The 18,932-nt window shown below is 46.1% G+C and carries 7 protein-coding genes; 5 read left to right on the forward strand and 2 right to left on the reverse strand.

Annotated features, from left to right (window positions below):
• Nucleotides 1-317: 317 nt before the first annotated feature.
• Entirely contained in the window at nucleotides 318-3,431 is a 3,114-nt protein-coding gene (locus U9Q77_02840; GenBank protein ID MEA3286299.1) for a family 10 glycosylhydrolase, read from the forward strand.
• Between the two features lie 172 nt (nucleotides 3,432-3,603).
• Here U9Q77_02840 and U9Q77_02845 read toward each other — a convergent pair whose 3' ends face one another.
• On the reverse strand, nucleotides 3,604-5,118 hold the full coding sequence (locus U9Q77_02845) for a DUF92 domain-containing protein (GenBank protein MEA3286300.1): 1,515 nt from the start codon (nucleotides 5,116-5,118) through the stop codon (nucleotides 3,604-3,606).
• A 422-nt stretch (nucleotides 5,119-5,540) separates the two neighbouring features.
• Nucleotides 5,541-8,399: an FG-GAP-like repeat-containing protein gene (locus tag U9Q77_02850; GenBank protein ID MEA3286301.1), complete on the reverse strand. Its 2,859-nt coding sequence runs from the start codon at nucleotides 8,397-8,399 to the stop codon at nucleotides 5,541-5,543.
• Nucleotides 8,400-8,685: 286 nt separating this feature from the next.
• Here U9Q77_02850 and U9Q77_02855 point away from each other — a divergent pair, with 286 nt between their 5' ends.
• From U9Q77_02855 to U9Q77_02870, 4 genes are all read left to right on the forward strand, one after another.
• Nucleotides 8,686-12,237 (forward strand): TonB-dependent receptor, encoded by a 3,552-nt coding sequence (locus U9Q77_02855; protein ID MEA3286302.1) that lies wholly within the window; start codon nucleotides 8,686-8,688, stop codon nucleotides 12,235-12,237.
• Nucleotides 12,238-12,249: 12 nt separating this feature from the next.
• The gene (locus U9Q77_02860) at nucleotides 12,250-16,971 is read left to right on the forward strand and encodes a hypothetical protein (protein MEA3286303.1); all 4,722 of its coding nucleotides are present in this window, start codon (nucleotides 12,250-12,252) and stop codon (nucleotides 16,969-16,971) included.
• 10 nt (nucleotides 16,972-16,981) lie between these two features.
• On the forward strand, nucleotides 16,982-18,022 hold the full coding sequence (locus tag U9Q77_02865; GenBank protein MEA3286304.1) for a PorV/PorQ family protein: 1,041 nt from the start codon (nucleotides 16,982-16,984) through the stop codon (nucleotides 18,020-18,022).
• 463 nt (nucleotides 18,023-18,485) lie between these two features.
• A partial coding sequence (locus tag U9Q77_02870) for a carboxypeptidase-like regulatory domain-containing protein (protein ID MEA3286305.1) occupies nucleotides 18,486-18,932 on the forward strand: 447 nt, incomplete at its 3' end.

Below are 18,932 nucleotides of genomic sequence, written 5' to 3' on the forward strand. Positions count from 1 at the left end.
GCTCTGTTCCAGACTGGGGGCTAGCCTTTGTCTGGGCTGGATTGTCCAGCTTGAAAGCACCAGCTTTGCTTGGCGCACACCAATTTCAGTTCTAAAGGGTCTATTAATTTCAAAATATTTTAGTGTTATACGATCTTCATGTTTTTTGCATAGCCACTTGTGCTGAGTTTATCGAAGTATAGCTATGGATAAAATATTAAGTGAAGTATAACGGTAAAAGATGAAGAAATTACAGGCCATTTGGAGCTGAATTTGGTATTACTTGCCATCACTTCAGGATTAACTTGTCTCCCGTTAATACTTATAAGGAGAGTGTCATGCGTTTGCATCAGGTAATTGTCAATTTACTCATATTTACCAGCCTGGTCTGGTCCCAATCCACAAATGATGAATTTAGAGCGACCTGGGTGATCACCTGGGAGCATATTAGCGGTTCCAGTTCAGTCGCTTCGAATCAAGCGCGTGTACGTGAGATCATGCAGGATCATGTTGACGCGAATATGAATGCTGTGCTTTGGCAGATACGCCAGGGTGGTACTGCCTATTATAATTCATCTTTTGAGCCATGGGGCTATTATGCCGGTGGTTCATACCCGGGCTATGATCCTTTGGAATATGCTATTGAACAAGCTCATTTGAGAGGTTTGGAACTGCATGCCTGGTTCAATGTCTTTGCTGCTTCCTCAACCGCCAATGGCACACCGGCCAACTTGCATCCAGAATGGGTTTGCCGGGACAGAGATGATAATTCCATGACCAGCTATCGAGCGCTTTCACCAGGTTTGGAAGCAGTTCGCGAATACACCTTGGATGTGGTCATGGAAGTTGTGAATAATTATGATATTGACGGTATGCACTTTGATTATGTTCGCTGGAATGAGCATTCAGCAACTGTTTTGCGGGATCACGAAGAAGATCAACTAGCTGAGATCAGTACCCTGGATGGACAAATCTCTGACGCAACCCTGGAAGCCCTGCGTGATGAGCGTAGTGGACGTTACCTATACGATTATCTACATCCATATAGTGGGGGAGTGCCCAGTGGATTTAGCAGTTGGGAGCAGTACTGGCGCAGCTCGGTAACTGAATTTGTACAGATGGCGCACGACTCGATCCAAGTTGTGAAACCATGGGTTCGTTTATCTGTGGCAGCCCTGGGCAAATACAACTGGAGCGGCTGGAATGGCTATGGTGTGGTTTATCAGGATGCTGCATTGTGGTTCAATGAGGGCACTATCGATCAGTTGACCCCCATGCACTATCATTGGTACACCGCTAATAGTTTCGTAGGCATGCTGGAAGGCAATTGCCCCAGTTGCTGGAGTGAATTCATACAGCCTGGAATTAATGCCGGCAGACTCTACACAGCTGGTCCCGGTTCCTATTTATTTGCTTCTCAGGATATCTGGTACAATCATGTCTCTGTCATTAATTCCGTCCGCAATGTTGAGTGGGTGGACGGCTTTCAGTTTTTTAGCTACGGTAGCTGGGAAGACTATGTCTACTTTGAGGAAGCCGGAAACACGATCTTTGCGAAAAAGACTAAAATTCGTGACACTGGATTGATCTCACAGGAAATTCCGGCAGCTCCTTCAATCTTGCTGACTGAAATAGATTCTCTGAGCTACGAAATAATAGTTTCACCATCAGATGCCACCACGTCTGATCACTGGTATGCACTCTACCGGACCATGGATGGTAGTTTTGACAATGATACGAGCCAGATCATCGCCATCCGGTTTGGTTTGGATGATTTTACGGTGTCTCAGCTCTTTTCAGGGAACCAAAATCATAATGGAAACTACCATTATGCGGCTACCAGTTTAAACCGTTATTGGAATGAATCAGGCTTTTCGAATGCGGTTATGACCGGTACCATCCCTTCATTTGCACCGCAAGTTGTAGATTTCACCATTGAATCAGGCGATACCATACCGGTGAATGCAGCAATGATCTTCAATTTCTCAAAATCAATTGACATCTCGACATTTTCAGTTGGTTTTACCATTACTCCTGATGTGGGAGCCCTTGATTTTAACTGGTCAGATGCTGACCGAAGCGTGAGCATTGGGTACGCGGGAAATCTGGCCACCGGAACTGAATATGAGCTTATCCTGCCCGAAACCATAACCGATGTGAACGGGGTTGGATTCGATGGGAATGGAGATGGCATTCCAGGGGATGCTTACACAATCGAATTTGTAACTTTTGAGGCTGATAATGTCGGACCTGTGCTGACCTTCAGTGATCCTGATAGCAATATTCCAGAAACAGAATTTGATGTGGATGGGGTGCTTAATATGGTTTTTGATGAGCGACTTGATCCAGAGAGTGTGAATGATTCATCAATTATCCTTATGACGGGACCTGATACGATCGAGATCGCTCTGGTGCTGACTGAATGGAATGAGCATTCGGTTCTGGCATTCAAACCTTATGAACAATTCCTTACCAACGCCAGTTATGACATCCACATTTCAACTGGTGTGACTGATACGCTGGGGAATCCAATTGCTTCTGATATCCAGATCGGCTACACAACCTTTGATCAGCATTACAGCGAAAATGTGATCATCGATGCCTTCAGGTATGCCACCGCCTGGGAAGCACCCGGTTACAGCGGGTCAACCACCGGGATCATTGGCTCAGGTTGCGAATTTGCCATCAGCAGTGATAATTATCTACCGGGTTCATCACGGATATCCCGGCACAAGAAATCTGCCTATTTGCAATATCTGTGGGATACTTCTGCTGGAAACCATTTGATCAGAGAGTATCTGTCAGGTGGAGACCCTCGCAACGTTGAGTTTGATAATTCCTACATTCTACAGTGCTATGTCTATGGGGATGGCAGTAACAATCAATTCCGATTTGCCCTTGACGAGAAAATCGGGTCAAGCTGGCCGAACCATGAAGTTTCGATATGGTATACGCTTGACTGGGAAGGCTGGCGACTGCTGGAGTGGGATCTGACTGATCCTGCCATGATCGGGTCCTGGATCGGGAATGGTGTACTGGACGGCAATTCCTACCGGATCGACAGTTTTCAAATGAGGTATGATCAAGTTAACGGAACAGAAACCGGCAGGATCTATTTTGATAACCTGAGAATAGTAAAGAAAATGCCTGGTGTTTCCATTGATCCTGAACCTGCGCATCAGTTACCCACAGAGGTGACCCTGTATCCAAATTATCCGAATCCCTTCAATCCAGAGACTACCCTTCACTTTGAATTGTCCCATAACATGGATGTACGTCTAGCTGTTTATGATCTACGGGGACGCGAGGTCCGGGAATTGGTAAATAGTCAGCAGGCTGCTGGAATTCATAAGATGAACTTCAACGCTGTAGATCTAGCGGCAGGTGTCTATCTGATCCGTCTGGAAACTGAGATGGGCAATCAGGTCAAAAGGATGCTGTTGCTGAAATAACAGTCTTGTTAATGGATTAACATAATAACTCGATATATTACGGGAAGTCCTCCCCTCGGGGAGGTGACCCGCAGGGTCGGCCTGCCTCGGCGAAGTTCCGAAGGAACGAAGACTGGAGGGGGTTGGGCGATGCAATACTGCATTCTGCATGACGATAAATCCCACCCAGGCATTAAACCCAGATAAAATAGAATAAAAGAAAGATCCCACCACCAGATAGTGTTCCAGCAACATTGACCCAATCATTACTGAACCACTTGACCCCGGAAACAGGGATGGTCTGATGACCACAATGAATTAGTCGCTCGGTTGGCTCATCACATTTGGAACAGATAAACTTGGCTTGAATCCTGGCGCCTAAAATACTATCCACGACGCTACCCATAAATCCGGATAGGATGATCATGATGAATAAGTCCATACTCAATTCAATAGTATTGATAGAATAGGCAATTGCGACTATGGCAGCTGCTCCAAAGAGTCCACCCACAGTACCCACCAGCGAAATACCACCAGAATAGCCCTTGGGGACGCGCTTCCAGCTGATAATGTTCAGGGGCAGTCCCTTGCTAAAGCTACCGATCTCAGTTTCCCATGTATCTGCTGTTGCTGATGCCAGGGAGGCCAGGAATGCCCAGTAAAGCCAGTCAAATGAGAAGTCAGACAAGTACCAGGCTATACTGAATAACAGCGGAATACCGCCATTTGCATAAACTTGAACAATATCACGTTGCGACCCTTTGGTTGCAATGATATCAGGCTTGTTTTTTCGGTCAGCGATCTTTGAAAGGATACTGGAGAGCACGAAAAATCCGATTAAAGGCAGCATGGTGGACCAGCTGCCAATTCCAAACATGAAAACCCCCAGGAGGAAGGCGCCAAAGCCACCACTCACACTTAATGACCGAAGCTTATAGGCGCCATATCCCAACAAAACTGAAATGGCAAACCAGCCGCCAAGTGCCAGAAGAGTCCCCTGTGCCAGGTTATGCAAATACAGATCCAGGGCCAAACCGGCAGCCAGGGTAAGGGTCAGGTTATCACTGCCTTGTTTTGAGACAGCTTCAGCTACGCTCGTCACCGATCCGGTAAAAACAGCCAGACCCAGCACGTGGATGAGCGGTAGTGGTTGATAGCCTGCTAATCCGGCATAAATGGGATAGGCAGCCAACACCACGATGATGGTTGTGATGAAGAAAGTAATACTGCCCGGCCAGCTTTTCTGGTCATGCCATAGAGTAAAACTGTTTTTGGAATTGATCCGTTCACCGACAATGGTAGCTGCAGTATCGGAAAAGGCCAGAATCAACATGGAGAGTATGAAAATAACAAGGTTGCGATCCCAGAACATGACCACCAACAGGGTGAAGGCGATGGGGAAGTATACGGTTCCAAAAGAGATTCGTTCTGTGGTATGCATCCCTTTCAGGCTGTCCTTTTTCAGGGCGACATAGTTTAAAACAGTGAATAATACTCCCAACACAAGCACAGGAAGTTTGGTTTCCAGAAAGAAGGGAGCCAGTGAAACCAATATTCCAACCATGACATGGACAAATTTGCGTGAAAGCTCAGGTGAGAGCTTGAGAACATTTCGAGCAAGCTCAGCCAAACCAATGAAAGTCATGATAATGGCAAAGAAGACTAAAAATGCTATCCATTCATTTGGAAAATCAAAAAAGATGGGCACTGCTTTTTCCTTTCATGTCAACTTGAGTTCCCTTCAGTCTAACATAATATAGGAATTTCGGTATGAAATTCTCCTCCCTGGGGAGGAGTGGATCGCGACCGGAGAGAGCGAGACGAGGTGGGGTTGTCCTTAGGCAGATAACCTCGTTAACAATTATATAGATTGTATGCTCTGCCACACAACCCCTCTGTCACTCCTTGTAGTCGTGACATCTCCCCTGGAAGGGGAGAATATTTATGCCATCAATTGAATTCATGGTTCACATCCACCTGTTAACGGTATGAAATTCTCCTCCCTGTGGGAGGAGTGGATCGCGACCGTAGAGAGCGGGACGAGGTGGGATTGTCCTGAACCAGATAACCTCCCCAATATGAAAAAGCCTCCCGAAGGAGGCTTTTTCATATCTAAATGGCTCTAATGGATTATTTAATAAGAGTCATCTTAGCTGTTTTGGAAACGTTTCCAACACGGAGCTCATAGACATAGATACCAGCTGCTGCAGGTGTTCCACTAGCTGTTAAGCTGTTCCAGGTAATACTGTGACTACCAGGACCGTAGGAAGCATCATTAGCTAAACGAACAACTTCTTGTCCAAGCATGTTGTATACGATCACGTTGACATTGTCTTTCGCCAATGGCAGGGTGAAGTCGATAGTTGTGCTGGGGTTGAAGGGGTTCGGATAGTTCTGAGAGAGTTTGTAATCAGCAGGTGTGATCACAGTCCAGTTCTGATCGATACCAACTGCGGCACCAAGTTCAGAAACTGAGAATGTGTAACCAAACTCATTTCCACCACTAAAAGGTGGCTCAAGGAAACCCTGAACCAGTTCAGGATATCCGTCACCATCAAGATCGTCAGCAAAATCCAGTGAGAAACCGCCCATAGCACTATTCCAGTTGGTTACAACTGACATATCCCAGGTACCGCCTGAATAGTCCCACTCATAGATACGGCCATGGGTGTAATCAACGGAATAAATCTCGTCAACGCCATCACCATCGCCATCACCACCGGTAACGTCCCAGACGCCGCCGAAATCAGAGATAATGGTTACATTTCCGTTGGCATAGCTGATGTCAGCTACATCATCACCACCAGTGACCTGCCAGACCCAACCAGCTGAATACATACCACCATAGATCTCGTCAGCACCATTGTCATCGATGTCTGTTACGAAGGTCGTTCCGTAAACAACTTTATCAGTCAATGCAGAATCAAGCTGAGTGGAGCTCTGCAGTTCGTATTCATCTGTATCTGTAGTCTCAACAACCAGCATGGTTGTGTGATCCCAGGCAAAGAAACAAACTTCCTTGTCGCCATCACCATCCAGATCGGTCACATTGGCCTGACCATATCCAGGTGAGCCACCATAGGCATCAGAGGTCTGATCAATGACATACTCGGTAACCAGTGAATAGAATCCACTTGCAAAAGTACCTTCAACATGGGCGATCATGAAGATATCATACAAGTTGTTGGAACCATTATTAGAGATCAGAATCTCTTGTTGTCCATCACCATCAGGATCGCCAACATTCAAGGTACGGTCACCATAATAGCGATCGAGTTCAACGCCGTCAACCAATACGGGCATAACATAGCGAGTATAAGTATCACTGCCGACTACGCCGTCCCATTCCCAGACATTGATTCCATTATTGGCTTCACCGGGAGTACGCATTCCGAGATAGATGATCTCACCAAGACCATTGCCATCCAGATCGCCTGTGATTACATGACGTGGGGTGGCACCATAGGTGGTGGAGTCATCACTCATCGTGGCAACCCATTCCAGAGTATTATTGGCGGTTACTTCGTAAACATGGACACCATGTACCTGATAGTCCGTGATGATTACTTCCTGGAAGCCATCACCATCAAGGTCGCTGCCGACCTGGACACCACGTGTCTGCCAACCGGGAGCCAGCAGGGTGTCAGCTACAACGGGACGTGTATCTACATCAGCAACTGTATTCCAGCCATCATGCTCGAAGATCTGCATGGTGGGTGTTACCACCGAAATTGCCAGAATCTCATCCAGTCCGTCATAATCGAAATCACCTAGACAAACATCGTTCCAGATATCATCAACATAACCTTCAGCAGGAACTTCATAAGCGGTCCAAGAAGCCGGATCAGTTACATCGCCCTCACCATCATATTCCAGATCCAATAAGGAAGTGGAATCCTGGGAGATAATGTAATCAACACCATCAGCAGCTCCGTGCCAGATGTCTGTATTGCCCATTTGTGCACCGTTGAAACCAGTTCCGTCACCGACATAAATCTCATAGATATCAGTACTAATGTCAAAGTCGGAAATATCGTCACCGATGCTGTACAGTAGAACGACACCGGCAGTAGATGCCAGATAGATCTCTGTATAGCCATCATTGTCAAGATCAGCTGATTCCAAAGAACGTAAAGAACCACCATCATAGGTAGTAGCATCATCAGTGAAAAGGATCAGCTCGTATTCGTCAACATCAACCACATCGTAAAAAGCGATTCCGTTAAAATCCCATTCAACCATGGCAAAGTTATTGGTACCATCAGCATCAAAATCACCGATCACTGCGCCGCCATAAACGGAGCAGCAAAAGCTCTCACTATCAACAAATTCACTAACCCAGTTGGGGAAAGAGAAATCTGACAGAGTATCCAGAGACATGACCTGAGCAGCGTGGGTGCGACCATCATAGATCAATAGCTCGGTTACACCATCAGCATCAAGATCGTTAGCTACAATGGTTTTTGTGGAAGTAGCGTAGGTACCGTCACCATTGATGTCAATTCCAGCAACTTCAGCAGGATTAACAACAGCAACTGGCAGAAATGAAATATTTCCCAGAGCCACGGCAGCAGTATCAAGCTCAAAGATGAAGAGTGAGCTGTAGTCTCCAGAGCCGCCACCCTCACCAGCTATCAGCAGTTCAGGGATACCGTCACGATCCAGATCAGTTTCCTGGTCACAGGCTTCATAGCTGTAGACAACATCCACAATAGTGTGGGTCCAAGCTTCTTCCCAGGTATCGTCACCGGTATTCTCATACAGGTGTGCAGTAATTCCACCTGCATCCGTGTAGCCCAATACTTCTTGATAGCCATCACCATCAAAATCGTATGGACCACTGACACCCCAGTATACATCTGGGTCTGTGGCATGAGTTTCAGACCAGCCTAGTGTGTAACTGTTTACACCGTTTCCACCGGCCATGGCGAAAACTGAAAATGCAAGCAGCAACAGGGTAATTGACCATTTTGGTAAATTCATTCCCATTTTGTCCTCCTTCGTTAGATTATCAAATTATCTTATCAAATGCAATTCGGTGCACAAACAGATTACGCCTAGGAACGAATCCGACTATACGCACCAATCACTTTTTAAGGTGCCCGAAATCTATAGGATGACCCAAAGGATGACAAGCAAAAAGGGCACATTTACGGGGTTAGTTAATATTCATTTCATAACTAACTCTGGAAGGTTGACTTGACTGCAACAATCAGCTACTTTAAACGAATAGTTTTCTTTACCCATAGTAAAGCAATAGAAGTAGGGAGTGTGCATGCATCCAATTCCAGTGAATTTTCGTAGATCAATCATATTAGGTCTAATCTTCAGTCTCGTGGTGAGCAATATTTTTGGTGGGACCACAGGCAAAATATCAGGTCGGGTGACAGATGCTGAGACCGGGATCGGTTTGCCAGGTGTGAATGTTATCATAGAAGGCAGCAGTATGGGGGCCTCTACTGATGGAGATGGTATCTACTTTGTCATTAATGTGCCGGTTGGCACCTATTCGGTGAAAGCAGGTATGATCGGATACACAAAAATGGTTATGACCGAAGTGGCGGTTCGTGGTGATCTTACCACCGAGATCAATTTTGAGATGAATGTCCAGATCCTTGAATCAGACGAAGCGGTCATTGTTGTGGCCGAACGACCCATGGTACAAAAAGATCTGACATCGGGAAGAGCCATCGTCAGTGCCGAGGAAATGAAGGCCATGCCGGTTGAATCCCTTTCCGGAGTTATTGCTACCAAAGCCGGTATTGTTTCCGATCCCAACGGAGCCTTGCATATCCGCGGAGGCCGATCCAGCGAAGTTACTTATATGATCGACGGTGTGCCGGTGACAAACCTTTCCTCAGGTGGAATGGCAGTTGGACTGGAAACGGGTGCCGTTCAGGAATTGCAGATCCTCAGTGGTACTTTCAATGCTGAATATGGACAAGCCATGTCCGGCATCATTAACATTGTCACCAAAGAGGGCGGCCAGGATTACTCCGGTAATCTGAGTGCCTATCTGGGGGACTACTATACGGAAGACACCCGCTTTTTCGAATATGGCGACCAATTTGATATGCTGAATATCAAGAATATTGAGGCCAGTCTCTCTGGACCAGTTCCCGGATTGGGTAATAAGCTCAGTTTTTTCGCCAGTGGTCGTCTGTATGATTATGGTGGTCTCTATCGTGGCGTACGCGAACATATGCCCAATGATGTGAACTATTTAACCTCCAAAGCAGTGGAAGAATTAAGAGATTCTCCCTGGGGTCGGGCTGGTCTGCTGAATTTTGCCGAACCCTTCGAAGATCTGAATGGTGACGGAATATTGGAGCCTGGAAGTGAATCCTATTTCGATTTTGATGGAAATGGAAAATTCACTGCAGGTGAACCCTTTCGGGATGTCAATGGAGACGGCCGCTATACCCACAACTATGATTTCAACCAAAATGGGTATCTCGATGAAGAAGACTACGAATACATCGACCTTAATGGAGACGGTCTGCTGAATGGTGATCCCTTCATGGATGCTAACCACAACGGTGTCCTGGATGGCGAACCTTATATTGATTTTAATGGCAACGGGGTGTGGGACAGTGGTGCCAGCGGTGATGGTAACGTGGTTCGTCTCAACACATCATCACGTATTAATGGCATGTTCAAATTGACCTGGAAGATCAGTCCTAAGATCAAATTGAATACCAGTCTGATCCACAATGCTGCCCAATCAGTCAGTTATAATCGTAATTATAAATACAACCCCGATGGCCGACCCACCAATCATTCAACTTCAACCTCACTTATCATGGATTTCCGGCATTCGATCAATGAAAGAATGTTCTATAATATCAAAGGCTCCTTTTATCAGACCACTGCCAGAACAGCCTATCTGGATGTTGATCCTGAGGAACTGAGCGAAGAGAGAGAACTTACTTTTACAAATATGGATGTCTTGAGTGATTTCCTTCTGGAAGCTGCTGCTGACACCAAGTCAGGTATCGGGATGGGTAGTTTCTACGGCCCGGAAAATGATTCATTGCTTATTCTAAAAAGTGAAATGCATATCTACTTCAATGATAGTGTATCAGTGAACGGTGTAAATCAGTCCATAATAGATGTGATTGGAACTGCTCATTTCAATATCAATGTCACCAATACCTGGGAAGAAAACAGTGGCGCCAGTTGGGCCGAGTCATTCATTTCAATGGGCCAGGATGGTTGGATCGATCATGTGTCCTTTGAATTTGTGACCAATGACCTGAAAAAAGCCTACTTCCTGCCCAATGAGCTTTCAGAGCAACCCACTAATGAATATTTGGGTGGCGGACATTCCCACAGCTACAGCCAACGCATCAATCAAACCTATTTAATGAGTGGCGCTTTAACCTGGCAGGTGAATAACACGCATCAGATCAAAGCCGGTGTAGGCGCGAAGAATCATGCCATGTACTACAAAGCCTATTCGGTATTTGTCCAAAAGAATCTGGATTGGATCCCCACCATCAAGGATACTGAGTCAAGCCTGGCTCATGACTCCTACGAAAATTGGCTCACTGATGCCGTAACAAAACTGAAGTTGGATCATCGGAATCCCCGAGAAGCCTATGTCTATTTACAAGACAAGATCGAATTAACCGATATGATCGTGAATATTGGTTTACGCTACGACTATTTTGATCCAAATTACTTTGTTCCCTCTGATTATCGTGACCCGGAAAATCCCACGTACTGGCTGTATACCCTGGCGAATGAAGATTCGGCTCGGATCGACACTTTCTTCCAGTTCTCTGGTGAAGTTACCGAATTCGATAATATTCTGGATACGCTGGATGCCAAAGGCGAGCAATGGCAGGACTATAATGACTTCTACGTAGATGCTGATCCGGTTCATCAATTCTCGCCTCGATTTGGCGTGGCATATCCCATTACGGATAAGGGAATCATCCATTTCAGCTATGGTCATTTCTTTCAGATACCGACTTTCACCTATCTCTATGCTAATCCGGAGATGGAGTTCAGCACCGAAAGTTTCCGAACTACTCTGGGGAATGCAAACCTGAAACCGCAGAAAACGGTCACATACGAAATCGGCTTACAGCAGGAATTAACTCCTGATCTGGGCATCGAGATCATTGCTTTTTATAAAGATTTCTCAGGCCTGTTGAGTTCGGATCAACAGGAGAAATACAATACCATTAATTATGTGGTTTATTCCAACCGTGATTATGGTGATAGCCGAGGAATTACCCTCTCACTGAATAAACGCCGCACTGGTTTGCTTTCAGCTTCTGCAGATTACACTTACCTCGTGGCTCAGGGTAATGCTTCAAATCCATTGGCTTTGTTCTATGCCAATCAGAGCGATCCCCCTGCTGAGGTTGTGAAACAGGTCCTACCCCTGGATTGGGATCAGACCCACACGGTTAATGTTAATATCACCTTGTCTGAACCGCGCAAATGGGGAATTTCAGTTCTGACCAAATATGGTTCCGGATTACCCTACACACCTACCTATCAGGGAAGTTCACTGGATACACCCAACTCAGATCGTAAACCGGATTACTTCAATGTGGATGTGAACATGCATCGAGGCGTTGAAATTGCCGGTCTGCACTGGACCGTATTTGCCAAGATATACAACGCCTTGAACACGCAGAACGAACGCAGTGTATTCTCCGACACAGGGCGGGCTACTTACTCATTAATTCCAATCTATACACCGGATAACGGTAATATTCACGGCAGACATTCGCTGGCCGACTGGCTCACTAGACCCAGTTATTTCAGCAGTCCCCGTCAATTCCGTATCGGTTTCTCAACCAGTTTCTAGGAAGGTGCAAGCATGAACAAGAAATTACTCATCCTATTAGCCTTCATTACCCTTGTTGCAACAGTATCTGCAGGTCAAAATGAAGAGATCAAAGTCCCTGATAATAAGTATGACCGGGTTGCCTGGTTGAAATACAACAATGCTCTGGAACGCCAGAATCACATGTCAAAAGCGGCCGCTCTCAGTGATCGCCGGTCTGGAACTCATAACGGAAACCGGGTTAGAACCCTTTTCTACAATTACGGTTCCATTGGTAAACCAAATACAGAACCATCCATGGAATGGCCCATTGGCTCAGGACGCGGCTATGCCTTTGAATTTGGCGTGATTGCCGGAGCCAAGATCACCACCTATGGCGGTGAAGAAGATATTGTCGTCAGTGATGGTCTCACGGTGGCTGGTGTCACCTATGATAATAGCGGTTATGAAAATAACCCTGGAGATTGGCAACCACTTCCCGGCTATCATGATCCCTTTCAAAAATCTGTGGCCATGAGTGATGCTAATGATGACAATCGAGATGGGAAACCTGATTCCTGGCCAAGCAGCTGGTATAACCCGGATTTTGGTAACTACATGTGGCCCGGTGAATATGGTCAGGGGATCACGACTGCTGATCAGGAATCATACTATGTCATGGATGATTTCTATATCAAAAGTCACAACACTTACTGGCCGGAGCAGGGCTGGTCTGACAGTTTGAAGGATAATGAGTTTTATCCTGACACCACAGATTACGTCAGGGGAGGTCTCGGTCTGGAAGTTGAATCTCGTGGCTATCAGTGGATTGCCACCCGCGCTCAGAACGTGATCTTCTTTGTCTATGAATTAAAAAATGTGGGGTCCGATACCCTGGACAATATGTATTTCGGAATGTATGGAGATCCCCATGTCGGTGGTGCCTCTGATTACAGTGATGATGATGCTTATTTTGATACTTATATCGATATCGTCTATGGGTGGGATGATGATGCTGTCGGTGATCCTGTTTTTGGAACAACGATCCCCGGATTCTTCGGTTATAAATTTCTGGAATCACCCGGTGAACCCCGGGATGGGATCGATAACGATGTTGATGGCATGATCGATGAATCCATGCAGGATGGGATCGACAATGATGGTGATTGGCGACCCTACTCTGACTGGAATCTCAATGGAGAATGGGACCGGGGAGAACCGGTTAACGATGATCTGGGTGCCGATGGTGTTGGTCCCGATGATCCCCAGTATGTCGGCGCTGATACAGATGGCTCCGAAGCCAATGGTTTTCCAGATGCCGGTGAACCAAATTTTGATGAAAAGGATCTTGACGAGGCTGATCAGATCGGCTTGACTGGTTTTATTGTCAATACCTATTCTAATAGCACTGAGACGGAAGATTATTACTACTCCAGCCGTCTTACCGCATCCATCGATACAGCTGCTTTTCAGCAGAATAAAGATAATATCTTCATGTACAGTTCCGGACCCATCAAGATGGCTCCAAACGATGTCAGGCGCTTTTCCATTGCCATGTTGTACGGTTACAATTCCAATGCAGCCACTGGAGAGTATCTGTATCAAAATCCACACAACATCCGCGATCTCTACGCTACTGCTGCTATTATGCAGGAGATTTATGATGCGGGCTACCGGTTTGTCAAACCACCGAATAAACCCCGTTTGACTGCCATCCCTGGGGATGGACAGGTAACCTTATACTGGGATGAGGGAGCAGAACACTCCAGAGATCCACTCTACGGTAATGATTTTGAGGGCTATGCCATATACCGGGCAACGGATTTTGGGTTCAATGAATCCCTGGTCATTACAGATACCTATGGCAGTCCCTATTTATGGAACCCCGTCGCCAAGTTTGACCTGGATAACTACCTTGAAGGTCCCCATCCCATTGAGCAGATCAAGAACTCAGGTTTGCACTATGATATGGGCGCTAATACCGGTTTGGTTCACAGCTATGTGGATAAGAATCTGGTTAATGGTCAGCGCTATTTCTATGCGATTTGTGCTTACGACTCAGGTTCAGTGAATGATACTATTCCACCTACTGAGACAGCTAAGACCATTCAGGAGGATTTTACCGGGAATGTCATTCTGGATGTGAATACAGCAGTCGTTACTCCTCAGGCACCGTCCATTGGCTACATTGCTCCCGAGATCAACAATATCAATGCTGATGCTGATCTTCCGGGCACAGGCCATATCGAATTTAAGATCATCGATCCAACCCAGATCCCTGACGATCGCATATTGGCGGTTCGGTTTAAGGATTCAGGTATGGACGAAGTGGACAATGATCAGGATTGGCAGACCTACTCCGATGAGATCCATTATCGGAATAATGGGATCTACGTCGATATGATCATCCCACCCAGTACGGATACACTATACTATGCCAGCAGTACCATCGATACCATTCTGGTACAGGCTGCTGTGGATAGCACCTTCCAGCATAATGATTTTTCCTGGAGAATAAAAACCTGGATAGATGGGCCACTGGGTGCCAAAGATACGGTCATCATCTTCCCCGATACCATCCTGGTAGAACCGACCATGGATGTTTGGGATCCACTGGTTGATGGCAGTGTTCATGATGATGTTGGCGCTGATGGATGTGCTGACGAGTATGAGGACGGTTCAGGTGGTTGCTCCGATGTAATTGTTGCTGCTGCCGGAGATGACCCCAACAGCGATAACTGGGATCCTGTTCTCAATCCTGCTGGGACTGAGGCAAACGGTATTCCCAATACTGGCGAACCGGATCTGGATATGCTGGATTTTGACGAACTGATCATGCAGACTCAATCATTTTCAGTCATTGATATTACCGACCCCAACAATGAAATAGTACTCATTGAGGATCAGACCGGTATTCATGGCGAAGATTACAACCAGATCAGTAATGGTTTGCAGGTATTTGTGGTAAATGATACGCTATGGGTGGATCAGGATCAGGTGAGCTGGGTCAATGGTGATTGCAACTGGGGACCCATTGCTTCACTATTCAAAACCAGCGCCATCCAGGGGCTTACCATGCCGCTGAACTACCGCCTGGAATTCTTTGACACTATTGTGGACAGCACTTTATCAGGTCGTCCCATGGTTTTCAGTCTCACAGATATCAGCACTGGAGAACCGCTCAATATTCGCACCTTTCACACGGATTCAACCCTGGGTGTCAGTGATCAGATAACCCCGTTTCATTTCATCACTGATGATATTGCAAACAGTGTCATGGGTGTGGACAATATGCCGACCTGGAAGTTCAATTTTCAGGCTCCCTTCAAGGATGTGGAATGTTTGTTCCCCACAGAGGATGGTGTTATGATCGGAACGGCTACCAATGGTTTGGCAGTCTATAATCAGGATAGCAAGGGCTGGAGGTATTGGAACAAAACCAATTCCGGAGGTGGATTGGTATCCAATAATGCCATCATAGACATCGTTTATTATGAGGAGCATTACTGGATGGCCACTGATGAAGGTCCAGCGATCTTTGATGGAAGTGAATGGTGGCCAAATCATGTGTTGGCAACCATATATGATGATTGGAAAGCCGATAAAATGCCTACTGCTGAAGATCCGTTCAGCAAAAATTTCGCCGCCTGTGTGGGACTGGGTGTTGACGATGAGGGCTACCTCTGGATGGGTTCGGTCAACAATGGATTGGTTCGATTGAAGACCAATAACACATACACCACTGGTTATGATGATACCATAGAACTCTATCCCGGTCCAGACAGTCTGTCTGAGGATTTGGATGAGTTGGCAGATGCAGACCTCATGGATCTGTTGGTGGATGGCAAAATGATCTGGCTGGCTACCGATGAAGGTGTGGTCTCATACAATTATCAAGATACGGTCTGGACCCACTATCCAAAGGATGGTGTCAATGGGCTGTTGAATGATAATATCAATGTTATTGAGAAATTACCGGAATCCCTGGGTGGCAATCTGGTCTTGGGAACCGATAAAGGACTGGCCTTCCTGGTGGATAGTACTTTTACGGTTTATCTCAACTCTGATTCCACAATACCCGATAAGAAAGTGTACAGCCTGTACTATCGCAATGACAATGAATTCTACGTGGGTACCAAAAAAGGCTTTGCCGTGCTGGATCTCTCAAATGCCAGTGATGATTTCACATCTGGTATTACATTTGAGACTTTTGGGGCAGATTGGGGTGATTCAACTATCTATAGCCATAAGAATATCCGGGATATCACGTTTGCTGGTGATTATGGATATTTTGGCACGGAGGAAGGTCTGGAACAACGTATCTCAAAATATGAATGGAATACTTTCAGCCCTCAACCGGGAGATGTATTAGAGATGTACACCCGTAAGGAGTTCAGCAGTCAGGATATTTACCTGTACGAGACCTCAGCTGCCAAGGAAGATGCTGAAAAGGTCGTTAATCAGCTCGAAGCAGTTTCAGTAGTACCGAATCCCTATGTGGCTGCAGCTATCTGGGAGCGTAAACCCTATCTGCAATCCGGGAGAGGTGAGCGGAAGATCTATTTTATCAATCTGCCCATGGAATGTACTATTCGGATATACACCATGGCTGGAGAACTGGTTCGCAAGTTGGAACACAATGAATCCGTGTTCAATGGAGCCGAACCGTGGGACTTGCTTAATCTGGATAATCTGGAGGTCGCCTACGGCGTTTACATCTATCACATTGAAACTGATAACGCAGAAACCATCGGCAAATTTGCCGTGATCAAGTAGGAGGTTGAGCATGAAAAAACAATTGATCATTCTACTTGTTATTGCAGTTACCTTTAGTTTTGGACAGTATAAAGGTGGTACAACGGCCGCTCAGTTCCTCAAGATCGGAATTGGTAGCCGGGCAACTGGCATGGGGGAAGCCTATGTCGCCATGAGTCAGGATGCCACAGGGCTCTATTGGAATCCGGCCGGGATCGCGCAGGCAGGCGGAGGGGAAATCCTGTTCCAGCGTAACAACTGGATCGCTGATGTTGCCATTAACTACATCGGTGTCATCTTTCCGCTTTACGGAATTGGCACAGTGGGTGTCAGTATCACTTCGCTGACCATGGATGATATGCCGGTGACCACTGAACTGGAACCCGATGGAACAGGTGAGGAATTCACCGCCAGCGATCTGGCTATGCAGGTCAGTGTTGGTCGATCCTTGACTGACCGGTTCTCCATCGGCTTTAACGCCAAATATATCCAACAGAATATCTGGCATAGTACGGCCACTGCCATGGCTATCGATGTGGGAACTTTGTTTAGGACTCAATTCAATGATATGCGACTGGGTATGAGCATCTCAAACTATGGCTCCAGCATGACCATGACCGGCCGTGACGGTCTGGAACGCTATGATCCCGCTCCAGGTTTTGAAGGGAATAACGATGCCATACCGGTGGATTATTCCATGGATGCTTGGGATCTGCCCCTCATCTTTCGGGTTGGTGTGGCCATGGAGGTTCTGGAAATGGGCGTTACCAAGGTCACTGTTGCTGTGGATGCCATTCATCCAAATGACAACTATGAATCCATTAACCTGGGGACTGAAATCAGTATTCTGGATAAATATTTTCTGAGAGCCGGTTGGAAATCTCCTTTTGTAGAAACCAATACCAGTCTGGCTGCTGCTGATCTGGAACGCAGAGAAGAAGGTTTTACAGTTGGTGCCGGTTTCGATCTGCCCTTGTTTGGTTCAGCTTCAGGCTTAAGGTTTGATTATGCCTATGCCGATTTTGGCCGGTTGAACAACACACAACGCTTTAATATGAGTTTGTATTTCTAGACGAAGTATAATTTGTGTTATTTGGTTGTTTAGTTATTTACCCCGGGCTCCAGAGGCTGTGTGAAAACTTCATTGCGCCGGAATAATTGCTTGCTGATATTATCTTTAGTTATCTAGGTATAGTACTGTTAGTATTGATACTTACCCCAGGCTTCAGCCTGGGGGTTATAAAAATATTAAAAAGGAGGGTTTTAGCCCAACAATATTGGGCTAAAACCCAAAGTAATAGTGGGATATCATACCCCCAAGCTAAAGCATGGGGTAAGCGTTGTCCCTATTCACACACAGCCTCTCCAACCCGGAGTATATCATAAGTTGATGTTAAAACCCATTGTGAGTTAATAAATATATTTTACTTTCAACTCATGCTTAAAATTTAATACAGGTTCGTGGTCAGCCCAGTCAGGTTGGTACGAACCTTTTTTTGATAGTCATCAATTCTTTAATCTAAGGTGAGACAACCATGAAACAGTTAATTCGAGCATTCTTGATTCTCCTGACCATAACCCAATTCCTTTTCGCGGGAACTGCCGGAAAGATTACTGGTAAGGTGACTGATGCCAGTACCGGTGAACCCCTCATCGGTGTCAATGTTATCGTTCCATCCACAGGCCAGGGGGGAGCTACTGATCTGGATGGCAGATATATGATCCTGAATGTACCACCAGGTGAGTATGATATCAATTGCACCATGATCGGCTATACCAGGCAGGTTATCAAGGGCATCAGAGTTATGGTTGATCTTACTACTACCCAGAATATAGAGATGAGCGTGAGTATCATAGAGGGTGATGTGGTCACCGTTACGGCTGACCGATCCATGATCCAGGCCGATATCACACATGCCCAGGCCAATATCAGTGCAGCTGAGCTGGAAGCACTACCGGTTGAATCATTTCAAGGGGCTGTT

It is taken from the genome of Candidatus Neomarinimicrobiota bacterium (assembly GCA_034716895.1).
Classification (GTDB): Bacteria; Fidelibacterota; UBA8477; order UBA8477; family JABMPR01; genus JABMPR01.